Below are 20,763 nucleotides of genomic sequence, written 5' to 3' on the forward strand. Positions count from 1 at the left end.
CTATGTCGGGTCTTGCTGAATTTCAGGGATTTCCTGTGTTTTCACTGACTTCAGTGGCCTTGCCCGGAGTAGACGCTCGGGAAGTAGCATCGGGGCGAACTTGAACATCCTGCAGGGTAATTATTTTGCCGTCTGCTTGAATGAACGTGACGTGATAACTGCCGATCGGGACATGGCGCAGCTTGTACTTGCCATCACTTTTGATCGAAATCTCGCGCTTGAATCCATTGCTATCACCGCTGATTACGACAGTATCGCCTGGGTTGCCATCGCCTATGATGTTGCCAGAAGTGGCTTGCGTGAAAGCAGAGCCGGTGATTGCGAGAAGTAGCGAAAAAACAGTGAGCCTGCAGGGATTGGTCATGGTGTCTATATTCCTGATGTTCCTGTCAGGCTGGCATCCGATATGTGTGCCATGCAAGTGACTTTTGAGATGGCCACTCTGGAATTTGAGGGAATCAATTGCGGTCAGGGTTCGGCGTGCTGCCCGTGATCCAACCACACTGCAGTCCGGCGTTCTGCTGCTTCAGCCAAGTGTGCAGGGGGGCGAAGTATTCCAGCAGGGGTGCGGCATCCATGTGGTCGCTGCCGGTGAGTTCTTGCAGGGTTTGCTGCCACGGTTGGCTGTTGCCTTTGCGCAGCATGGCCCAGTATTTGTCGCCGGCGGCCTTGCTGCCGTAAAAACTGCATTCGGACAACCGGCCCTTGTAGCCGGACGCATCGCACAGCGCCTTGTAGAATTGGAATTGCAGGATATTGGCCAGAAAGTAGCGTGTGTAGGGTGTGTTGGCGGGAACGTGGTATTTCGCGCCGGCATCAAAATAGTCTTCGCCACGTGCTGTCACCGGGGCCACGCCTTGGTATTGGGCTTTCAGTGCCCACCATGCTTTGTTGTAATCGGCCGGCTTGATCGAGCCATCGAACACCCCCCAGCGCCAGCGGTCGATCATCAAGCCAAATGGCAAGAAAGCAACCTTGCTTAGCGCCATCCGCATCTGTGCGTTGATCTGTGATTGCGAATTTTGTGGTGCTTCTTGCAGCAGCCCCACCGAGGCCAAGTAGTGCGGCGTCATCGCCAGCACGATGGTGTCGCCGATGGCTTCGTGGAAGCCATCCTGCGCGCCATTTTGAAAGAGCGGCGGTAGTGGGTTGTAGGCCATGTCGTAATACAGGTGGCCCAGCTCGTGGTAGATGGTGGTGTAATCCTCTTCGCTGGGGGTGATGCACATCTTGGTGCGCAGATCGCCTTGCATATTCATGTCCCAGGCACTGGCGTGGCACATGACATCGCGATCCAGTGGCCGGATGAATTGTGACTTCTGCCAATAGCTGCCCGGCAATTTTGGAAAGCCCAGCGAGACATAAAAACTCTCGGCATCACGAGTCATCAATTTGGCGCTGGCCAGTTGCGCGGCGCGTTCAATGTTGAATGCACGCGCGGCGGCAGTGCCGATGGTGTCATCCTGCTTTCTGACCTGCGCGTAGAGCAATTCGGCTTGTGCACGCTGTTGCAGGGTGCCACTGATGTCCAAGTTGACGGCTGCCGGGTATGGGGCCAGCAGATCCCACAGGTTGCTCCAGTCTTGCTGCCATAAATTGCCCAGCAAATGTGCGGGTAACAGACCACCTGGCAGTTCGCCTTTGTCTTTGCCGTACTGTGCATCGAGCTTGCCGCGCGCATAGCAATGCAATTGTTCGTACAGCGGTTTGACTTGATTCCACAGACGATCACTTTGCTTGGCAAGCTCGGGCGGTGGCATGTCGTAACCGGCGCGCCACAGTTCGCCGGTATCGGCGTAGCCAAGTTGCCGGGCACCGATGTTTACCAGTGTGACAAAGCGGGTGTAGTCCTTGCGCATCGGGATGCTGATGCTATGCCAGCCGGTCCATGCTTGCAGCTGTGCATCGTAATCACGATTCTTGGCCAGTACGTCGCCGAGCTGGCCGATGTCGCGACAGGTTTTGTGGCGGCCCTCACTATTGCAAACACGGCCCGCGCCATACATGCCTTCCATGCGGCTGGCGATTTGGGTGAGCTCTTCCCGTTGCTTGGGGTCTTGCGGTGCCGGCATCGCTGTCCACAGCGTTAGCAGCTTGAGTGCGCGGGCGGTTTGCGGTGCCATCGGCTGGCCTTCAAATCGCTTGGCTTCGGCAAGCCACACAGCGAGGTGCGCCAGCCAGCGTTCATTGGCCTTGGCCGCAATCAGCTCACTATCCGAATTGATATCGGTATTGGAAAGCCACTGCGCTGAATTCAATTCCGGGTAGTGCTGGCGCACTTCTTGATTGACGCGGGCGATGAATTGATCGGCGGTTTCGCCGGTGCTTGCAGCGGGCGTGGGCGGTGGTGCCGGGGCCGGTGTGGGTGCTTTGCGTTGACATGCAGCAAGGCCACCCAGCACGGTGAGCATGGCAACGGCGAGCAGGGCGGGGCGTAACATCACGATGGCAACTCTGGGTGACGCGGGAGTTGCAAGGCTAGTAGGCCAAGGTGGGCGGCCGCAAGTCAGGCCGCAGGCAATACCAGCTGACGCTTGGCATCGGTCAGGCCATGCGTATGCAGCCACTGCCATGCGGTGTCGGCATCGTGCTCGGCATAGGCGCGGGCGCTACCCAAACGAAAGGTGTAACCCCAAACATCCATATCGGCCCAGATGCGTGTGCGGTCGATGCCCAGCGCTTCGCCTAGCAAGGCTTGCAGAACGCACACGGCATCTTCTTCCGGTACCGAATCGGTGGCGTCGGTGTGTACGGCGGCGCGTGTGTCGGGCGGCAGCACGATCAAATGACCGGCTTCATGCAGCAGCGAATGCACCGGCGTATCGCTGCGCGCATACACGGTGTTGCCGATGATGCCGGCCTCGCAATCGCCCCAGTAGCTGCCGGGGATGGGTTGGGCGTCTGCGATGTGTTCCAGCACCAAGCCGTAGCGCGCCAACAGTGCGGTCGGCGCGTTGAAGCCAATGTCTGACAGGATCAGTACACCGTGCTCGTCATTCCGGCGCAAGCCGGCATCAATTCGCACACCTGGTACCTGCGTATCCGGTTGTTCTGGCATGTCGTGATCGATAGCCGGATCCCGGCGTGGGTCGGGATGGCATGACAGGTTGAAGTCAGGCCGGCGTGGCCCCGCGTTCGGGCAGCGACACCGAAATATCCAGCACGTCGTGCTCGCCGTCTTTCACCACATCGACCTTGACCGCATCGGTATCCACGTTCACGTACTTGCGGATCACTTCCAGAATTTCGCGTCGCATCAGCGGCAGATAATCCGGCGCGCCGGCCGAGCTGCGCTCCTGCGCGATGATGATCTGCAAGCGATTCTTGGCCGTCTGCGCGGTGTTCTTCTTGGGCTTGAGGAAATCGAAAATGGACATGCGTCAGCCCCCGAATAACTTGCTGAAAAAGCCTTTCTTTTCCACCGTGGTGAAGCGCAGTGGGCGGCTTTCACCCAACAGGCGCGCCACCGCGTCCGCATACGCTTGGCCGGCGATGGATTCGGGGTCCATGATCACCGGCTCGCCTTTGTTGGAGGCATTGAGCACATCGCCAGATTCCGGGATCACGCCAATGGTTTTCAGGCCCAACACTTCTTCAACATCGGCAATCGAAAGCATTTCCCCGCTTTCCACCCGTTGCGGGTTGTAACGTGTCAGCAGCAAATGCGCAGAGACTTCGCCCTCCCCACGTTCGGCGCGGTGGGTCTTGGAGGCCAGCAAGCCCAGCACGCGATCGGAGTCACGCACACTGGAGACTTCCGGGTTCACCACCACCACCGCCTTGTCGGCGAAATACATGGCAAGGAAAGCCCCCTTCTCGATACCGGCCGGTGAGTCGCAGATGATGAATTCAAAGCCTTCAGCGGCCAGGTCTTTCAGCACCTTTTCCACGCCGTCTTTGCTCAGCGCATCCTTGTCGCGGGTCTGGCTGGCGGCCAGCACGTAGAGGTTTTCGAAACGCTTGTCCTTGATCAGCGCCTGCTTGAGTGTGGCCTCGCCATGGATGACGTTGACAAAGTCATACACCACGCGGCGTTCGCAGCCCATGATCAGGTCAAGGTTGCGCAGGCCGACGTCGAAGTCGATGACCGCAACTTTCTTGCCGCTGCGTGCAAGGCCGGTGGCGAGGCTGGCGCTGGTCGTGGTCTTGCCCACGCCGCCCTTGCCCGAAGTGACTACGATGATGTCGGCCAAGTTGTCTTCCTCCTGTCGTGCCAGCGCGTCTGCAAAGGGCGCTGGCCTTGAAGCATCTGATGGGAGCCGGGCAACGTCCGACCTTGCGTTAATCCATTGCCACGAGTTTGATCTGCCCGTGTTCCAGCCAAACTTGCACGGGTTTGCCACGCAGCTCGGCCGGAATGTCTTCCAACACTTTGTATTGCCCTGCCACGGACACCAGTTCGGCGTGAAATTCGCGGCAAAAAATCCGTGCCTCCATATTGCCTTGGGCACCTGCCAGTGCTCGCCCGCGTAGAGCACCGTAAATGTGGATGCTGCCATCGGCAAGCACCTCCGCGCCAGCACCCACGGTGGTCAACACGGTGAGGTCGCGCTGCTCGGCGTACACCTGCTGCCCCGAGCGAACCGGCGTGGTTTGAATCAGGCCGGGGGCGCTGCTGCCAGCGGTTGCCGGGGCGGGTGTTGCGACGGCCGGCGAGGCGGCTGCTTGCGTCGTGGCAGGTTGCAGGCCTGCAGCCGGTGCGGAGGGTTCGCTGCGCTCATATTGGGCACGGAACTTGGCCAGCAGTGGCAGGCCCAACTGTTGCGACAAGGCGTCGATCTCTTTGGTGCCGTATGCCACTGCCACCGGCAGCACGCCAGCACTGCGCAGGCCATCCACCAGTGCTTGTGCGGAGGCGTGCGTGGGTGGGTGGCTGAGGCCGCCAAAATCCAGCACTATCGCGGCGCGAGAAAACAGGTTGGGTGCGCGTTGTATCCGCTCACGCATTTCAGTGACCAGCTGTGCCACATCCAGCGTACGCACGCGCAGATTGGCTATGCCTACCTGGCCAAATTTCAATTCACCTGCTTGTGCGTAATCGGTCGCTGTACTCATGCATCGGTTCCGGTGGGGCGCACCGCCAAGATCTGCTTGCGCGGGCGTTGCAGCCAAGCGACATCCGGCAGCACGTTGCCGTAGGTGTCACGCACCCAAGGATAGCTGCACAGGGTCTTCATCAGCATCGCAGCGCGCAGACCATCTTGCGTCATCACATGCTGGCCAATTTCGCGGAACCCAAAGCTGCCGTGGAACAGCAGCGCATGATCGGCGCCATGCTCCAGAAAGACTTCGCATGCCAGCTGCGGGTAGCGTAATTCGGCATAGCTTTGGACGTCCGCATACAGCGCCCGGCCGACACCGCCGCCACGTCGGCGACTGGCCACCGCGACACGATCGATATAGAAAAAATCCGGGTAGCGCTCAGCAAACCACGCAAAGTTGCGGCTGTCGTGTTGCGCGTGCGAACCAAAACCAATCAGGAAGCCGGCAAGTGCGCCATCACGTTCGGCCACGCGGAAGTATTCGGCATGGTCATACAGCTGCCGCAGCCGGGCGGACTCCAAGGGGAGGATCGCAGGGCCGGCCGCATTATTGAGGGCCAAGACAGAATCCAGCTCGTGCTCGCGCACGTCGCGGATGGCGATCGACATTCCTGAAAACTCCAGTCACTGTTGCAAGGCACCCGCAACGCGGGGCAAGTTGGCATTATCGCATGCCTCCCCGGCGCGCGGAGCATGACCTTCGGAGCAAGCCGAACGCGCTGGCAGCGGGTATAACACGGCATGCTTGTCAAAATCTCCCATACCCGATTGCTGCGCTACGCTGGTTTATTCACCTGGGCCATGGTGGGCCTGCCGCTGCTGTATTTCTGGCTGCGGCCGCAGCCTGCAGCCATCAGCGAGAATATGGCAATGCCCTGGCAGGGCTGGGCGGCCTATTTGGCATTTGGCGGCGGATACATCTGGCTGACCCGCAATCTGGGCGAGCGCCACCGCAATCCGGCTGACTATTTGTTGCTGCTCGTGCTGACTGTGGCCGCACTGGGGGTCAGTTACTTCAGCGGCACGGGCATGGGCAGCGTACTGTTGATGGTGGCGGCCTGCGTGCTGCCATGGCTGCTGCCATTGCCGCTGGGTGTGGTATGGCTGTTGGCCAGTCAGTTGGCGGTGGTGCCGGTGTTTATCCGCTGGCTGGGCTTCCCGCCGTTGGAAGCCTTGATGCAATCGATGCTGTATGCGGGGTTTTCCGGGTTTGTATTCGTCGTCAGTCTTGTTGCATTGCAGCAAGTGCAGGCGCGAGAAGAACAGCGCCGGCTCAATGCCGAGCTGCGTGCCACCCGCGCATTGCTTGCCGACAGTGCGCGGGTCAATGAGCGCACCCGTATCTCCCGTGAATTGCACGACTTGCTGGGCCATCATCTGACCGCGCTCAGTCTGAATCTGGAAGTCGCCGGGCATTTGTCCGAAGGGCGGGCCAAGGAGCATGTCCAGCAAGCGCACACCTTGGCCCGTCTACTGTTGACCGATGTGCGCGAGGCGGTTAGCCAGTTGCGCGAAGGCGGCGCGATCGACTTGGCATCGGCACTCCGTCTGCTGGCTGAAAATGTGCCGAAATTGGACATTCATATGCAGATTGATGAGCCGCTGACCGTAGATGATCCCGAATGCGCGCATGTCCTGCTGCGCTGCGCACAGGAGGCCATCACCAATGCGGTGCGTCACTCCGGTGCCAGTGGTTTATGGTTGAATGCGCGCCGTGAAGGCAGCCACGTCATCTTGCAAGTGCGCGATGATGGCCGCGGCTGCGATCAGGTGACAGCAGGCAACGGGCTGCGCGGACTGGGCGAGCGCTTGCGTCAACACGGTGGCCGGGTTGAAATCGTGAGTCAGCGCAATCACGGGTTTCAACTTACCATCACTTTGCCGGTGGCTCCCAATGCCGCCACCCGGCTACCCGAAGGAGTCACCGCATGATTCGTGTCTTTCTGGTCGATGATCAGACCTTGGTGCGTCAGGGTATCCGCTCGTTGCTAGCACTGGCCGACGGTATCGAAGTAGTGGCCGAGGCCATTGATGGCCAGCAGGCTGTGGAGCTGATTCCGCAAGTCAAGCCTGATGTGGTGTTGATGGATATGCGCATGCCGATAATGTCGGGCCTGGAGGCGCTGCAGGCACTCGGCCGGGTGGGCGCCTTGCCACCCACGATTATCCTGACCACTTTCGATGACGATGCGCTGGTACTGGCCGGGATCAAGGCGGGTGCCAAAGGCTACATGCTCAAGGATGTCTCGTTGGAGCAATTGGTGGATGCCATCCAGGCCGTCGCCGGCGGTGGCTCACTGGTACAGCCGGCGGTGACCCAGCGCCTGCTGTCTGGGCTGGAGCATATGCGCAACGAGTTTGTCAGCCTGGATCGGCCTGACCCCCTGACCGACCGTGAAACCGAGATCCTGCGGCTGATGGCGTCTGGCTTTTCCAACAAGGAAATTGCCAATTCGCTGGGGGTGGCCGAGGGCACCATCAAAAATCACGTCTCCAATATCCTGTCGAAATTGGGGGTGCGTGACCGTACCCGGGCGGTACTCAAGGCGTTTGAGTTGCAGCTGGTTTAGAGTGAAAGCGCAAATTGGTGCCGTGCATCGCGATTTATGCTGATCAGCCTCTCGCCCAGCGGGGGTTCAGTTTGCTAGGATGGGGGGTCTGTGCGGTATTAGGCCGTACTTGGTTTTCCCCGGAGATTCCTGAATGACTCGTTTGCTCGAGATCCTGATTTCCCTTGCGATCGTCTTTGCGCTGTTTCTGATCGTGGGGGTGATGTTGCCTTCCTCACGTCATTTGACCGAGAAGACCGAAACCAATCGCAAGCTCACCATCGTGTTTGACACGATGAACAGCTTCCGCCGTTTCAAGGATTGGAACCCGCTGGTGCTGCGCGACCCGCGCATGCAATTGTCGCTGTCCGGCCCGGCTGAAGGTGTGGGTGCGAAGCTCGACTACACCTCGCAGGAACCGCGCCTGGGTAGCGGCTCCTACGAAATCGTGGAGAGCGTGCCGAAGCAGAAGATTGCGATCAATATCAATAACATCGAGCGTGGCGAGAACAAGCGCACGGCGTTTTTCTTCAAGCCGACCGGCCGCAACAACCGTAACGTCGAAATCACCCAGACGTATGACGTGGACTACGGTTGGAACCTGCTGGGTCGTTATGCGGGCCTGTACGTGACGCGCCATATCGGCGATGACATGAAGATGGGCTTGTCGCGTTTGGTCGGCGTGCTGACCTCGGTGCCGAATATCGACTACGCAGCGCCCGGCTTCAAGATGGGCACCCCGAAGGTGGTGGATCGCCCGGCTGAAGACATGCTGGTGGTGAGTGCAGGTCAGGTCGATCGCGGCAACGCACAGATCCAAGCCTCGATCACCTCCAACGCCGAGTGGATCAAGCGTACCCTGGAAGCCAATTCCGGCGTGGAGGCGGTCGGCCCGCTACGTATCGTCACCACTGACATGGGACGCGAGAAGTACACCTTCGACGTGGTGCAAGTGGTGCGCAAGAAGTCGGGCACCGGCAATGTGGTCGTGCAAGGCCCGGTGAAGTTTGTGCAGGCGCCGGCCGGCAAGGTTGCCGTGGCTTCGTACACCGGCTACATGGCCGAGCTGGAAAACACTCGGAATGCTCTGCGCGCTTGGGCGGCGACGCATGGATATGAAGTCAAGGATCGCGCCTACGAAGACTACAAGTCTGGGATTGCCAACGCGTTCACCGAGAATGGTCAGTTCGACGTGTACTGGCCGGTCAAGTAAGTTCACCTGCCGATTGTTCCCGCAAACGCCGCGCATTGACGCGGCGTTTGCATGTGCGGTGTCCGAACTTGGCACAATGCGGGCATGAACAGCCTCTCGACGCCCAGTTTTGTTGTGTATCGCCGCTACCTTGCCGCCATCGGCAGCTTGATGGCGGGATTGTCCGTAGCCATGTGCGCGTATGCCTTTCACGCGGCGGCCCCCGCTGCCAGTGCGCGGCTGCTGCAGGCGGCGGTGTTTGCGTTCCTGCATGGGTTGGCGCTGACCGCGCTGGCACCGCTGGCGCAACGCCCCACCAGCTTGTTGGCATTGGCCATGCTGCTGCTGGGCGTGTTGCTGTTCGGCGGCAGCTTGTTGGCGGCGGTGCTGCTGGGGCTGACACCGGCGTTGGCGCCGTTGGGCGGAGGGCTGGTGATCAGTGGTTGGTTGCTGCACGCCTATGACCGGCTGCGGGGCTGACCGATGCCCAAGCAGGCGCGTGGGTTTGACACCGAGGCGGCGTTTGCGCACCTGTGCAAGCGCGACCGCAAATTGGGTGCATGGCTGCGCAAACTGCCATTGATTGAAGCCGATCCGCGTTGGCAACAACCGTTCGATCCAGTGGATGCGCTGGCGCGCGCCATTTTGTATCAGCAACTGAGTGGCAAGGCGGCTGCGACGATTGTGGGCCGCGTGGAAACCGCGATCAGTAGCGATCGTTTTCATTGCGACACGCTGGCGCGGATTGATGATGCAACGCTGCGCGGTTGTGGTGTCTCCGGCAACAAGGCCTTGGCCTTGCGTGATCTGGCCAGGCGCGAAGAGGCGGGTCAGATCCCCACCCTGCGGCAAATGGGACACATGGACGATGACGCCATCGTGGCGGCCTTGCTGCCCATTCGTGGTATCGGCCGTTGGACGGTGGAAATGATGCTGATGTTCCGGTTGGGGCGGCCCGACGTATTGCCGATTGATGATTTGGGTATACGCAAAGGTGCGCAAACGATAGACAAACTGGACGCGATGCCCACCCCGAAAGCGTTGGCCGCGCGTGGCGAATGCTGGGGCCCGTATCGCAGCTATGCCAGTGTTTACTTGTGGCGGATTGCAGATGCCGCCAGTGCAAGCAAGCAGGCGGTCAAGCGTTCGCAGGATTGATCGCCTGCGCAATCATCTCCGCACCCGCTTCCAGCAGCAATTTGCGTAGTTCGTGGCGGTGGCAATGTGCCTCCACCTCGCAATAGCAGCCTAAGCTGAAGTTGGTGCTGTGCGACAGTGCTGCCAATAGCGCGATGGCATGCGCGGCGTCCGGGCGTTTCATTTCGCTGCGGTAGTGTTTGAAGAAATTGGCCCAGTCCTTATCTGTTTTGGCGGCGTGCGCGATGTCCATTACCGCTTGACTGGGGGCTACCGTGGGCAACCAGGTATCGTAAAAATCGCGCTTGGAAAATTCGGCCTTGGGAACCCCGCGTGGCGGGCGGCGTACGGTGCCGATCCGCAGACCTTCGCCCGCTGCACGTGGCGTTCCCAGTCGCACCATACGGATGGCCATCGCTGTTCTCCCAAAGGCGAGGTGATTAGCATCCTGCGCAGGCCGTACCACTGCAAGCGCTTGTTCAATTTCCATTATTCAGCGGGCAGCGAGAAATCTATCATTGACTGCCGTCACACTGCGCCCTTCCCATTGCACAAGGATAGGCAGAATGCGAGTTTCCGGATTGGCTGTGGCATTGCTGGTGGCATTGAGTTTGACCCCGCTGCACGCGCAACAAGCGCAGCCAACACCATCAGCGTCAGCGCCGCAGTCGGTGCCCAATGACGGCATCCGCACCGAAGCCACCGTGGTGGTAGAGGGCGAGCAACCCGGCCCAGGCATGTGGATCGTACGCAAGGACAATCACGATTTGTATATCCTCGGGACGCTCAGTCCATTGCCTGCAAAGATGCAGTGGCAATCCGCACAGGTCGATCGCGTGTTGGCGCAAGCACAAGAAGTAATCCGTGCGCCATATGCTGGCTTCAAGGTGGATGTGGGCTGGTTCAAGGGCATGTTGCTGTTACCCAAGCTACTAGGTGCGCGCAACAATCCGGACGACAAGAAACTGCAAGAGGTGGTGTCGCCGGCTTCGTACGCACGCTGGCAAGTGCTGAAATCCCGCTATATCGGTAGCGACAGTAGTGTGGAAAAGTGGCGACCGATTTTTGCTGCGCAAGAGTTATATGGCAAAGCAATGAAGAAGCAGGGATTGGATGGCAACAATATCCTTGCCCCTGTGATCAACAAAGCCATCGAAACCCATCATCCTGCGGTGACTGTGGTGAAGGAGGAAATCGTCATCACTGATCCCAAGCCATTACTGAAGGAATGGTCGAAAACCACCTTGGATGATCTGGCCTGCTTCGATAAAACGATGACACAGCTGGAAACCGACATCGATGCGATGCGTGCCCGCGCCAATGCCTGGGCCACCGGTGATATCGCGGGCTTGCGTGCGTTGCCGCCGGCCTATCAGTGGGAAGCATGCAGCAATGCGATCAGTGAAGCGGGTATCGGCAAGCGACTGGGCTTTGGCGATGCCAGCAGGAAAGTAGAGGCCAAATGGATGGCCGCGGCAGAGGCGGCGTTGGGCAAGAACGCGGTGACATTTGCCACATTGCCACTCAACAAAATGTTGGGTAGCCATGGTTACCTGGCGCAATTGCAGTCCAAGGGCTATACCGTCATCGCGCCGGATGAGTAAGCGGGCGCAAACCCAGGCAGCGTCACGGCCAATCGACCACTCTGCGGGCGTGAAGCATTGAGGCGTTGTGCGACGGGGCCATGGAGCGCCCATCCCCTGTAAACTGGCGATATTGGGTTGCCAACTCGGTTCCGTACCCGCATCGTGCTGGGTTCGCGGGCGCAGTGCTGCCCGTCACCTCTTGATGCCCGTATGCACACGCCAGCCAAAACCACCTCTGATATCCGCCGCGACTTTCTCGACTTCTTCGCCTCCAAGGGCCATACCATCGTGCCGTCGGCGCCGCTGGTGCCGGGCAATGACCCCACCCTGCTGTTCACCAATTCCGGCATGGTGCAGTTCAAGGACGTGTTCCTGGGTGCGGAAAAGCGCAGCTATGTGCGCGCCGCCGATGTGCAGCGCTGCCTGCGTGCGGGTGGCAAACACAACGATCTGGATTCGGTGGGTTACACCGCGCGCCACCACACCTTCTTCGAGATGCTGGGCAACTGGTCGTTCGGCGACTACTTCAAGAAGGACGCCATCGCCTGGGCCTGGGAGCTGCTGACCGAGGTCTGGAAGCTGCCTAAAGAGCGCCTGCTGGCCACGGTCTATCACACCGACGACGAGGCCTACGACATCTGGCTGAATCAGATTGGTCTGCCACCGGAACGCATCATCCGCATCGGTGACAACAAGGGCGCGCCGTTTGCGTCCGACAATTTCTGGCAGATGGCCGATACCGGTCCCTGCGGCCCGTGCAGTGAAATCTTCTACGATCACGGCCCGGACCACTTCGGTGGTCCGCCCGGTTCGCCGGATGAAGATGGCGATCGTTTCATCGAAATCTGGAACAACGTGTTCATGCAGTTCGACCGTGCGGCCGACGGCACGTTGACGCCGCTGCCTGCCCCCTGCGTGGATACCGGCATGGGCTTGGAGCGCATCACCGCGATCTTGCAGCATGTGCATTCCAATTATGAAATCGATCTGTTCCAACGCCTGATCCGGCACGCGTCCCAACTCACCGCCACCGACGATCTGGAAAACAAATCCCTGCGCGTGATTGCTGACCACATCCGCGCCTGCGCTTTCCTGATTGTCGATGGTGTGCTGCCTTCGAACGAAGGCCGCGGCTATGTGCTGCGCCGGATTATCCGCCGTGCGCTGCGTCACGGCTGGATGCTGGGCGTGCGCCAGCCGTTCTTCCACAAACTGGTCGCCACGCTGGATGACTTGATGGGCGAAGCCTATCCGGTCTTGCGCGAAGGCCGCGCCACCGCCGAGCGTGCCTTGCTGGCCGAAGAAGAGCGCTTCGCCGAAACGCTGGATTCGGGCATGAAGATTTTCGAAGAGGTGGCGGCCCGCGTCAGCGACAACGTCATCCCCGGCGCTGCTGCGTTCCGCTTGTACGACACCTACGGCTTCCCGCTGGATCTCACCCAGGACATGGCCCGCGAGCGCGGCATGTCGGTGGATGTGCAGGGGTTTGACGCGGCGATGACGCAGCAGAAAGAAACCGCGCGCGCCGCTGGCAAGTTTGGTGGGGGCGTGCAATTGCCGGCCGACTTGGTGGCCACGCTCACACCCACGCAGTTCCTGGGTTATGACAGCCTGACGGCCGATGGCGTGCATGTGCTGGCCTTGTTGAAAGACGGCAAGCCGGTGGATGCCATTGCGGCAGGCGATACCGCTATCGTCATCCTGTCGGCCACGCCGTTCTATGCCGAGTCCGGCGGGCAGGTGGGCGATACCGGCGTGTTATCGGCCTTCGGTGTAGCGTTCGAAGTGGCTGATACGCTGAAGTTGGCGGGCCAGTTCCACGGGCATCGCGGCAGCCTGAAGCAGGGCGCACTGAAGCTGGGCGACCGTCTGTCGGCGGAGGTCAACGCCGCACGGCGCGCCGCCATCGTGATCAACCACAGTGCCACCCATTTGCTGCACGCCGCTTTGCGCAACGTGCTGGGTACCCATGTGCAGCAGAAAGGCTCGCTGGTGGCACCGGATCGGTTGCGCTTCGACTTCTCGCATTTCCAGCCGATGACGGCAGCGGAACTGGCCGAGGTCGAACGCCGGGTCAATGTCGAGGTGCGTGCAAATCATCAAGGTGAAGTGCGCAACATGGCCATGCAGGACGCGCTGGATTTTGGCGCAATGGCATTATTCGGCGAGAAATACGGCGAGCATGTGCGCGTGCTGCGCTTTGGCCCGACCTCGACCGAACTCTGCGGCGGCACCCATGCCAGCCGCACCGGCGATATTGGCCTGTTCAAACTGGTCAGCGAAGGCGGCGTGTCGGCGGGTGTGCGCCGGATCGAGGCCGTCACGGGGCAGGCTGCGCTGGACTTCGTGATCGAAGAAGAACAACACCTGCACGATGCCGCGCAGTTGCTGGGCGGGCACGTGTCCGAGCTGGGCGACAAGTTGCGTCATTTGCTGGAGCAAAAGAAAAAGCTGGAGCGCGAGCTGGACACGCTCAAGGCGCAGGCCGCTTCCAACGCGACCGGCGATTTGGCCGGGCAGGCGCAAGACGTGGCCGGGATCAAGGTGTTGGCCGCACGGTTGGAAGGCTTTGACGCCAAAGCCTTGCGCGATGCGATGGACCGGCTCAAGCAACAACTGGGTGATGCCGTCATCGTGCTGGCAGGCGTAGAACACGGCAAAGCCGCACTGGTGGCGGGCGTCAGTGGTGCGGCACTGGGCAAGATCAAGGCCGGCGACGTGCTGGGTGATGTGGCCAAGCAGGCCAATGGCAAGGGGGGCGGCCGGCCGGATATGGCGCAGGGCGGCGGTGATGATGGCCCGGCACTGGCTGCTGCGTTGGCGGGCGTGGCCGGCTGGGTGGGGCAGCGCGCTTGAAATTTTGGCGGTAGTGTGATCCCGTGCTGATTGCAGCATGCGAATCATTCAGTATGATGGACTACACTGGAGAGAGCCATGCTTGCAAGTGCATGCGTGGATATGGGCCGCAGCGACAGGGGAGTTGCGATGTTGATTTTGACAAGAAGAGTTGGCGAGACCTTGATGATTGGTGATGCAATTACCGTGACTGTGCTCGGTGTCAAGGGCAATCAGGTGCGAATTGGCATCACCGCACCGAAAGATGTGTCGGTGCATCGCGAAGAAATTTATCAACGGATCCAGGGTAGTTCGCAAAACGGCGAAGATGAAGAAAAATCGTCCTGAAGTTTGCCGGATTGTATAATTGCCTGTATCCTTGCCGGCTCACGATTTCGCCTTACGGAGACTTGCCCGAGAGGCCGAAGGGGCTCCCCTGCTAAGGGAGTATGGGGTCAAAAGCTCCATCGAGGGTTCGAATCCCTCAGTCTCCGCCAGTTTGTCGAAATTGTGATTCAGCGGTGAGCGTCAACATGTATTGACGCATTGCAGATCAAACTGCATAATTCCGCCCATGCGCCCGTAGCTCAGTTGGATAGAGCACCAGGCTACGAACTTGGGGGTCGGGCGTTCGAATCGCTCCGGGCGCACCATCTTAAAAAACCGACCTTTGGGTCGGTTTTTTTTTATGCCGGCGCAGTAGTGAATGAAGGCTACACATAGCCGACCGTGCCACCCGCATGGCAAACTTCAGTGGCGGCGACTGCACCGCAGCCGATTTTCCCCCACCGGTTTTTTTTGCCCATGTGCATTTGCCTGCCCCCGCGTTTGCAAACCATTGCCGTTGTGCTGCTTGTACCTGCGTTTGTGCTGGCAGGTTGCGATCGCGGCACTGGCACGCATGCGGGCAGTGAGGCGGCAGCAAGTGCGCCACCACCAGCCCCTGCCGCGCCTGCACCGGTGGTGTTGCAGGATGTGATTGAAACCACACCGACTTATATCGTGGGCATTAGCTACCCGCAGGTGGCGTCCAAATACCCTGCGCTCGCGCAAGCGGTACATGCCTATGCCGAGGCCACGCGGGGACAACTGATGCGCGCAGTGGCCGGCCTGCACGGACGAAAGCCGGAAGTGCCGTATGACCTCAGTTTGTCCTTCACACAGGTGGTGGAGACCTCGCGCGTGGTGGCGGTAGCAGCAGAGGGCAGCAGCTTCATTGGTGGAGCCCATGGCAACCCACTGGTAGAGCGGTTTGTGTGGCTGCCGCAGCGACAGCAAATGCTGGCCGCCGAGCAATTGATTCCGGATGCCGCCAATTGGGTGCCGGTGGCTGCGTATGTGCGTGAGCAGCTGATGACTGGTCTATCGCAGCAGCTGGATGATGATGGTGGTGAAGCCGATTTGCGTACGCAACAACTCAAGCGCGGCAGCAAATGGATCGACGCGGGCACCACGCCAGAGCCGAAACATTTTTCCCGCTTCGAGCCGGTGATGAACGCCGATGGCAGCATTCGCGCGCTGCGCTTCGTGTTCCCGCCCGAACAGGTGGCAGCTTATGAAGATGGCACGCGCACTGCCGAAGTACCGGCAAAAGTATTGCTGCCACTGGTGGCAGCGCAGTATCAGTCGCTGTTCCACGCAGAGTAATCAGCAGATGCATACGACAACGCCGCCCGAAGGCGGCGCTGTCGCACCGGAATAGCGAAGGATTACTTGCTATTGAGGCCGCGCGCTTCCAGCAGTGGTTCAATCCTGGCCTCGTAACCGGACAAGTTCGGGAACAGCTTGCCAGCTTCAATTTGGCCGCCGGGAGCAAGCACAGTGGCGCGCACGCGTGCCCCGTTTTCTTGTGTCAAGCCGCCGTGTTGGCGGATCCATTGGGTGGTGTTGGCGGCCAGCACTTCCGACCAGATGTAGGCGTAATAGCCGGCCGCGTAGCCGCCCATGATATGGCTGAAATAAGGCGTGCGGTAGCGTGGCGGCACCGGTGCGTAATCAAAGCCATCGGCCTTCAACGCCTTGGCTTCGAACGCCATCACCCCGGGGGCATCCGGAATCTGTTCCAGCGGGAGCTGGTGCCAGCGTTGGTCCAGCATGGCTGCCTCCAGATATTCGGTGGTGGCAAAGCCCTGATTGAACTTGGATGCCGCAATCACTTTGTCCAAGAGCGGCTTGGGCATCGCAGCACCAGTCTGATAGTGCCTCGCGTAGTGGCCCAGCACTTCCGGCCAGTCAGCCCACATTTCATTGACCTGCGACGGATATTCGACAAAGTCACGCGGTACATTCATCGAAAAATACGGGTAGCGCACATCCTGGAAGAAGCCGTGCAACGCGTGGCCAAATTCGTGGAAGGCGGTGGTCACTTCATCCCACGTCAGCAAGGTGGGCTTGCCCTCGGAAGGTTTCGGGATGTTCAGGTGATTGGCGACCACGGGTTTTTCGCCCAGCAATGCGGACTGCGACACGTAGGTGTTCATCCATGCGCCACCGCGCTTGGATGCGCGCGCATACGGATCGAAGATGAAGATCGCCAGAGGGCTGCCGTCCTTGTCGAACACTTCATAGGTGAAGGTATCGGCGCGATATTTGGGCAGATCAGTGCGTTCCTTGAAGCTGATCCCGTACAGCCGGTTGGCGGCATAGAACACGCCATTTTCCAGCACGTTCTTCATTTCGAAGTAGGGCTTGAGTTGCGCTTCGTCGAAGCTGAATTTCTCCGCACGTACTTTTTCGCTGTAGTACGACCAGTCCCACGGTTGCAGCTGGAAGCTGGCCTGATGCGCGGCTTTTTGCTGTGCGTCGATCATGGCCTGCAGCTCGCCACCTTCACGGCGGGCATTGGTCACCGCTTTCGGGGCCAGCGCGCGCAGCATTTTGTTGACGTTGTCTTGATTAGCGGCGGTCTCATCGGCCAGCACAAAATTGGCCGACGTGTCGTAACCCAACATGCGCGCACGCTCTGCACGCAGCTTGAGGATTTGCGAGACGATGCCGGTATTGTCCCATTGGTTGCCCCGGCTGCCGCGCGCCACCGAAGCTTCGTGCAGGCGCTGACGCAGTACGCGGCTTTCCAGCTGTGTTTCGGCTGGCTGGCCGGTGGTGTTAAGCAGCGCAATCACGTATTTGCCGGGCAGGTTGCGCGTCTTGGCAGCTTCTGCGGCGGCGGCAATCTGCTCATCACTCATGCCCTTGAGTTCTTCACGGCTGTCCACCACAACTGCAGAGGCGTTCACTTCGGCCAATACGTTTTGGTTGAACTGGGTGCCCAGTTTGGACATCTGCGTATTGATTTCGCGAATGCGGGCTTGCTGTGCTTCGCTCAACGCGGCGCCGGCCCGTACAAAATCCTGGTAGCGCTTTTCCAGCAAGCGCTTGTCAACGGCGTCCAGTCCCAGCGTGTCGCGAGCGTCATACAGCGACTTGATGCGGGCAAACAATTTTGGATTGAGCGAAATCGCGTCGCTGTGCGCTGAGAATTTTGGTGCGTACTCGGTTTCGAGTTTTTCGCGCGCATCATTCTTGTCGGTGCCGACCAAATTGAAAAACACGTTGCTGGCGCGATTGAGCAGCTGTCCACTTTTTTCCATTGCCACGACGGTGTTCTGGAAGCTTGCGGGCTCAGGGTTGTTGGCAATGGCGTCGATCTCGCGCAACTGCTGCGCCATGCCGGCATCGAACGCCGGTGCAAAATCACGATCGGCGATCTTGTCAAATTGCGGGTAGTTCAGCTCCAGCGGACTGGCTGCGGCGAAGATGCCGTTATAGGTGGGGGCGGCGGGCATGGACGCTTCCTGCTTGTGGGCTAGCGGCGTGGAGGTGGCGCAGCCGCTGATAACGGTGGCAATGGCAATGGCTAGGGTGCAGACGACGGGTCGTTTCATGGCAACTCGCAAACGGGACAAGACAATCGCTAAGGTTAGCGCATCGCCGAGTTGGCGGTTGTGGTAAGCCATGCAACATGGCCTACGCCGATGGGCAGTTGCCAAACGGAAGTGCCGGAACGAGAATCATCGGAAATGGCAAATCAAAGGCAGGCATGGATATGAACGCGTTTGATTTCGATGCGATGGCGTTGGATGGCAGCCAACAACGGCTGTCGCAATATCGTGGTCACGTGTTGTTGGTCGTGAATGTGGCCAGTAAATGCGGCTTCACGCCGCAGTATGCCGGCCTGGAAACGCTGTGGCGTGACTATGCCGCGCAAGGCTTGGTGGTGCTGGGTTTTCCCTGCGATCAGTTCGGCCATCAGGAGCCGGGTGACGCGGAGGAAATCCGCAATTTTTGCTCACTCAGTTATGACGTCAGCTTCCCGATGTTTGCCAAGGTGGAAGTCAATGGCAGCAATGCGCATCCATTGTGGAAATGGTTGAAGCAGCAAAAGGGCGGGTTGTTGGGGATCGACGCCATCAAGTGGAATTTCACCAAGTTCCTGGTGGGGCGCGACGGCAATGCGTTACGCCGTTATGCGCCCACCGACACACCCGAATCGATGCGCAGTGACATCGAAGCGGCATTGGCATGAGCCACGAGGAAGTGCATGGCAGTGGCTATCAGTTGGTGTTGGACTACCAGCCGCCGTTGCTTTGCGTGCAAGTATTTGGCAATGAGGACAGTAGCCTGCCGGTGACCAGTGAATATTGGATCACCATCATCCGGCGTTTGCGTGCGCTGGGGGCCAGTCAATTATTGGTGCTGGATGCCAAGGAAAGCGATGTGATGTCGAGTGAAGATCTGGAACGCTTCTTCGCGGCCATCGCAGGCTTGGGGCTGGAACAGGCCAAGATTGCCTATGTGGAGGGGCGGGCAGACCAAATGCCCCGGATTCAAGAAGCCGAAATCATGGCGATGGAGCGTGGCTACAAGATTCGCATGTTCGGAAATGAAGCGGATGCCAGGATCTGGCTGCGTTATGGGAGCGCTTGAGTGATTGATCGCGGGCTTTATTTTTCGACGAACGCACGCTCGAACACGTATTCCCCGGCAGTACCAATGCGCGGTGATGCACGCATGCCGCTGTTGTCGAGAATCCGGCGAAAATCGGCCAGCATCTGCGGGCTGCCACAAATCATGGCGCGGTCATGGGTAGCATCCAGCGGCTCGATCCCCAGCACTTGGGCAATGCGGCCTTGCTCCAAATGGTCAGTGATACGGCCGTGTTGGGGGTGGCCGTTGTATTCGAATTCCTCGCGTGACACCGCCGGGTAGTACAGCAGGCGGTCGCGGATGACATCGCCCAGCAGCTCGTGGTTAGGGAGTTCGCGTTCGATATAGTCGCGGTAGGCAAGGTCTTCGCTGCCGCGCACGCCATGACACAAAACCACGCGCCCAAAGCGCTGGTAGGTCTCGGGGTCCTTGATTACCGACATCCACGGAGCAAGCCCGGTGCCGGTGGCCAGCAAATACAGGTTGCGGCCAGGATGCAGATCCGAAATCAACAGCGTGCCGGTGGGTTTGCGGCCGATCAGAATGGTGTCACCCGGTTGGATGTGTTGCAGGCGCGAGGTCAATGGCCCGTCCTGCACCTTGATGCTGAAGAACTCCAGTTGCTCCTCCCAATTGGCACTGGCGATGGAATAGGCGCGCATGAGCGGCTTGCGCGAACCATCGGCTTGCTCGACCTCCAGCCCAATCATCACGAACTGGCCGTTGTCGAAACGGAAGCCGTCATCACGGGTGGTGGTGAAGCTGAAGTAGGCGTCCGTCCAGTGACGAACGTCAAGCACCGTTTCGGTGCCGTAGGGAGCGGCCATGCGGGCAAGTAGGGAAGATGAGGCAGGCGATCATTTTACGCCGCAACGCAGCATTCCGGTTGATCTGGCGCAAGTCCACGGCAGGCCGGGATACAGGAGTCCCGTACCGGACAAGGAAACTTGCTTGAGCAGGTGGGCGCGATCGTCCCGCCAATTCAACGCTTGACGTTGAACATTGCCAAGCGATTGTCCAAGGTCACCGCGGGCAAGCCCAAGTCACGGGTGACTTGCACCATTGTCTCGTACTCGCGTGGATCCAGCCGGCCATCCGAAGTGGCCAAACGCAGCAGTGCGTTGTAGAGGCGTTCGGCGGGTTCAGAGCCAGCGGGGTGGGCATCCACAAAGCGCAGCAGCTCCGCGTGCACGTTGATGTTGCGTAGCATGCCGCGTTCAAAGGCCTCCATGGCGATACGGCGTGCCGTCATCGACAGGTCGGTTTCGTCCATGATCTGGTTGGCCAGATTGGATTCATGGCTACTCACCAGACGATCGGCCTTGGCCATATAGCCCATCAGCCCGAAGATCACTTCGATCACCATCTGCGTGTCTTCATCGGGCTTGCCCAGCCCCAACAGATCGCCCAATAGCAGACGAATATCATTGATGACGCCGCGGATGCCTTCGAACTTGCCACTCGCAGAAGTACTGTCGGTCATGCCTGCTCCCCCA

At 59.6% G+C, this 20,763-nt stretch carries 22 protein-coding genes and 2 tRNA genes; 13 read left to right on the forward strand and 11 right to left on the reverse strand.

What is annotated here, in order from left to right; genetic code table 11:
- Positions 1-22: 22 nt before the first annotated feature.
- The 7 genes from K7B09_RS06720 to K7B09_RS06750 form a co-directional block, all read right to left on the reverse strand.
- Complete coding sequence (locus K7B09_RS06720; protein ID WP_223628113.1) at positions 23-364, reverse strand: carboxypeptidase-like regulatory domain-containing protein; 342 nt, start codon at positions 362-364, stop codon at positions 23-25.
- 94 nt (positions 365-458) lie between these two features.
- Positions 459-2,441, reverse strand: a complete 1,983-nt coding sequence (locus K7B09_RS06725) for a M2 family metallopeptidase (RefSeq protein ID WP_223628758.1) — start codon at positions 2,439-2,441, stop codon at positions 459-461.
- A gap of 65 nt (positions 2,442-2,506) precedes the next feature.
- Entirely contained in the window at positions 2,507-3,058 is a 552-nt protein-coding gene (locus K7B09_RS06730) for a hypothetical protein (protein ID WP_223628115.1), read from the reverse strand.
- A gap of 55 nt (positions 3,059-3,113) precedes the next feature.
- A complete protein-coding gene (gene minE / locus K7B09_RS06735; RefSeq protein ID WP_223628117.1) occupies positions 3,114-3,377 on the reverse strand; it encodes a cell division topological specificity factor MinE in 264 nt (87 codons plus the stop codon).
- A gap of 3 nt (positions 3,378-3,380) precedes the next feature.
- Positions 3,381-4,193: a septum site-determining protein MinD gene (gene minD / locus K7B09_RS06740; protein WP_223628119.1), complete on the reverse strand. Its 813-nt coding sequence runs from the start codon at positions 4,191-4,193 to the stop codon at positions 3,381-3,383.
- An 88-nt stretch (positions 4,194-4,281) separates the two neighbouring features.
- Entirely contained in the window at positions 4,282-5,055 is a 774-nt protein-coding gene (gene minC / locus K7B09_RS06745; RefSeq protein ID WP_223628121.1) for a septum site-determining protein MinC, read from the reverse strand.
- On the reverse strand, positions 5,052-5,651 hold the full coding sequence (locus tag K7B09_RS06750) for a GNAT family N-acetyltransferase (RefSeq protein ID WP_223628123.1): 600 nt from the start codon (positions 5,649-5,651) through the stop codon (positions 5,052-5,054). Before K7B09_RS06750 ends, minC begins: the two co-directional genes overlap by 4 nt.
- A 132-nt stretch (positions 5,652-5,783) precedes the next feature.
- On the opposite strand from K7B09_RS06750, the gene K7B09_RS06755 reads away from it, so the two are divergent.
- From K7B09_RS06755 to K7B09_RS06775, 5 genes are all read left to right on the forward strand, one after another.
- Positions 5,784-6,974: a sensor histidine kinase gene (locus K7B09_RS06755; RefSeq protein WP_223628125.1), complete on the forward strand. Its 1,191-nt coding sequence runs from the start codon at positions 5,784-5,786 to the stop codon at positions 6,972-6,974.
- The gene (locus K7B09_RS06760) at positions 6,971-7,612 is read left to right on the forward strand and encodes a response regulator (RefSeq protein WP_223628127.1); all 642 of its coding nucleotides are present in this window, start codon (positions 6,971-6,973) and stop codon (positions 7,610-7,612) included. Before K7B09_RS06755 ends, K7B09_RS06760 begins: the two co-directional genes overlap by 4 nt.
- 133 nt (positions 7,613-7,745) lie before the next feature.
- Entirely contained in the window at positions 7,746-8,804 is a 1,059-nt protein-coding gene (locus K7B09_RS06765) for a GyrI-like domain-containing protein (protein ID WP_223628129.1), read from the forward strand.
- An 84-nt stretch (positions 8,805-8,888) separates the two neighbouring features.
- Positions 8,889-9,263, forward strand: coding sequence for a DUF423 domain-containing protein (locus tag K7B09_RS06770; RefSeq protein WP_223628132.1), 375 nt, complete (start codon positions 8,889-8,891; stop codon positions 9,261-9,263).
- Positions 9,264-9,266: 3 nt separating this feature from the next.
- The gene (locus K7B09_RS06775; protein ID WP_223628134.1) at positions 9,267-9,941 is read left to right on the forward strand and encodes a DNA-3-methyladenine glycosylase family protein; all 675 of its coding nucleotides are present in this window, start codon (positions 9,267-9,269) and stop codon (positions 9,939-9,941) included.
- Here the strand turns inward: K7B09_RS06775 and K7B09_RS06780 are convergent.
- Positions 9,922-10,335, reverse strand: a complete 414-nt coding sequence (locus tag K7B09_RS06780) for a DUF488 domain-containing protein (RefSeq protein ID WP_223628137.1) — start codon at positions 10,333-10,335, stop codon at positions 9,922-9,924. The two genes, K7B09_RS06775 and K7B09_RS06780, sit on opposite strands and share 20 nt — an antisense overlap.
- A 151-nt stretch (positions 10,336-10,486) precedes the next feature.
- Between K7B09_RS06780 and K7B09_RS06785 the strand changes: the two genes are divergently transcribed.
- The 6 genes from K7B09_RS06785 to K7B09_RS06810 all read left to right on the forward strand — a co-directional run bounded on the left by K7B09_RS06785 (position 10,487) and on the right by K7B09_RS06810 (position 15,988).
- Positions 10,487-11,524 carry a TraB/GumN family protein gene (locus K7B09_RS06785; RefSeq protein WP_223628139.1) on the forward strand — a complete coding sequence of 346 codons (1,038 nt, stop codon included), beginning with the start codon at positions 10,487-10,489 and terminating at the stop codon, positions 11,522-11,524.
- Between the two features lie 192 nt (positions 11,525-11,716).
- On the forward strand, positions 11,717-14,362 hold the full coding sequence (gene alaS, locus K7B09_RS06790) for an alanine--tRNA ligase (RefSeq protein ID WP_223628140.1): 2,646 nt from the start codon (positions 11,717-11,719) through the stop codon (positions 14,360-14,362).
- Positions 14,363-14,491: 129 nt separating this feature from the next.
- Positions 14,492-14,689 carry a carbon storage regulator CsrA gene (csrA, locus tag K7B09_RS06795; protein ID WP_223628759.1) on the forward strand — a complete coding sequence of 66 codons (198 nt, stop codon included), beginning with the start codon at positions 14,492-14,494 and terminating at the stop codon, positions 14,687-14,689.
- A gap of 56 nt (positions 14,690-14,745) precedes the next feature.
- Positions 14,746-14,838 (forward strand) — tRNA-Ser (locus K7B09_RS06800).
- Positions 14,839-14,917: 79 nt separating this feature from the next.
- A tRNA-Arg gene (locus K7B09_RS06805) sits at positions 14,918-14,994 on the forward strand.
- Positions 14,995-15,187: 193 nt separating this feature from the next.
- A complete protein-coding gene (locus K7B09_RS06810; RefSeq protein WP_223628143.1) occupies positions 15,188-15,988 on the forward strand; it encodes a DUF3298 and DUF4163 domain-containing protein in 801 nt (266 codons plus the stop codon).
- A gap of 62 nt (positions 15,989-16,050) precedes the next feature.
- Here K7B09_RS06810 and K7B09_RS06815 read toward each other — a convergent pair whose 3' ends face one another.
- A complete protein-coding gene (locus K7B09_RS06815; protein WP_395648746.1) occupies positions 16,051-18,225 on the reverse strand; it encodes a M3 family metallopeptidase in 2,175 nt (724 codons plus the stop codon).
- A 155-nt stretch (positions 18,226-18,380) separates the two neighbouring features.
- Here K7B09_RS06815 and K7B09_RS06820 point away from each other — a divergent pair, with 155 nt between their 5' ends.
- A complete protein-coding gene (locus tag K7B09_RS06820) occupies positions 18,381-18,866 on the forward strand; it encodes a glutathione peroxidase (protein WP_288969325.1) in 486 nt (161 codons plus the stop codon).
- Complete coding sequence (locus K7B09_RS06825) at positions 18,863-19,267, forward strand: hypothetical protein (protein WP_223628146.1); 405 nt, start codon at positions 18,863-18,865, stop codon at positions 19,265-19,267. The genes K7B09_RS06820 and K7B09_RS06825 overlap by 4 nt, the downstream gene beginning before the upstream one ends.
- 17 nt (positions 19,268-19,284) lie before the next feature.
- Here K7B09_RS06825 and K7B09_RS06830 read toward each other — a convergent pair whose 3' ends face one another.
- Both K7B09_RS06830 and K7B09_RS06835 read right to left on the reverse strand, forming a co-directional pair.
- Positions 19,285-20,094: a ferredoxin--NADP reductase gene (locus K7B09_RS06830; protein ID WP_223628148.1), complete on the reverse strand. Its 810-nt coding sequence runs from the start codon at positions 20,092-20,094 to the stop codon at positions 19,285-19,287.
- 155 nt (positions 20,095-20,249) lie between these two features.
- The gene (locus K7B09_RS06835) at positions 20,250-20,750 is read right to left on the reverse strand and encodes a TerB family tellurite resistance protein (RefSeq protein WP_223628150.1); all 501 of its coding nucleotides are present in this window, start codon (positions 20,748-20,750) and stop codon (positions 20,250-20,252) included.
- Positions 20,751-20,763: the final 13 nt, after the last annotated feature.

Origin of the sequence: Thermomonas beijingensis, from assembly GCF_020034655.1 — a bacterium.
Lineage (GTDB): Bacteria > Pseudomonadota > Gammaproteobacteria > Xanthomonadales > Xanthomonadaceae > Thermomonas > Thermomonas beijingensis.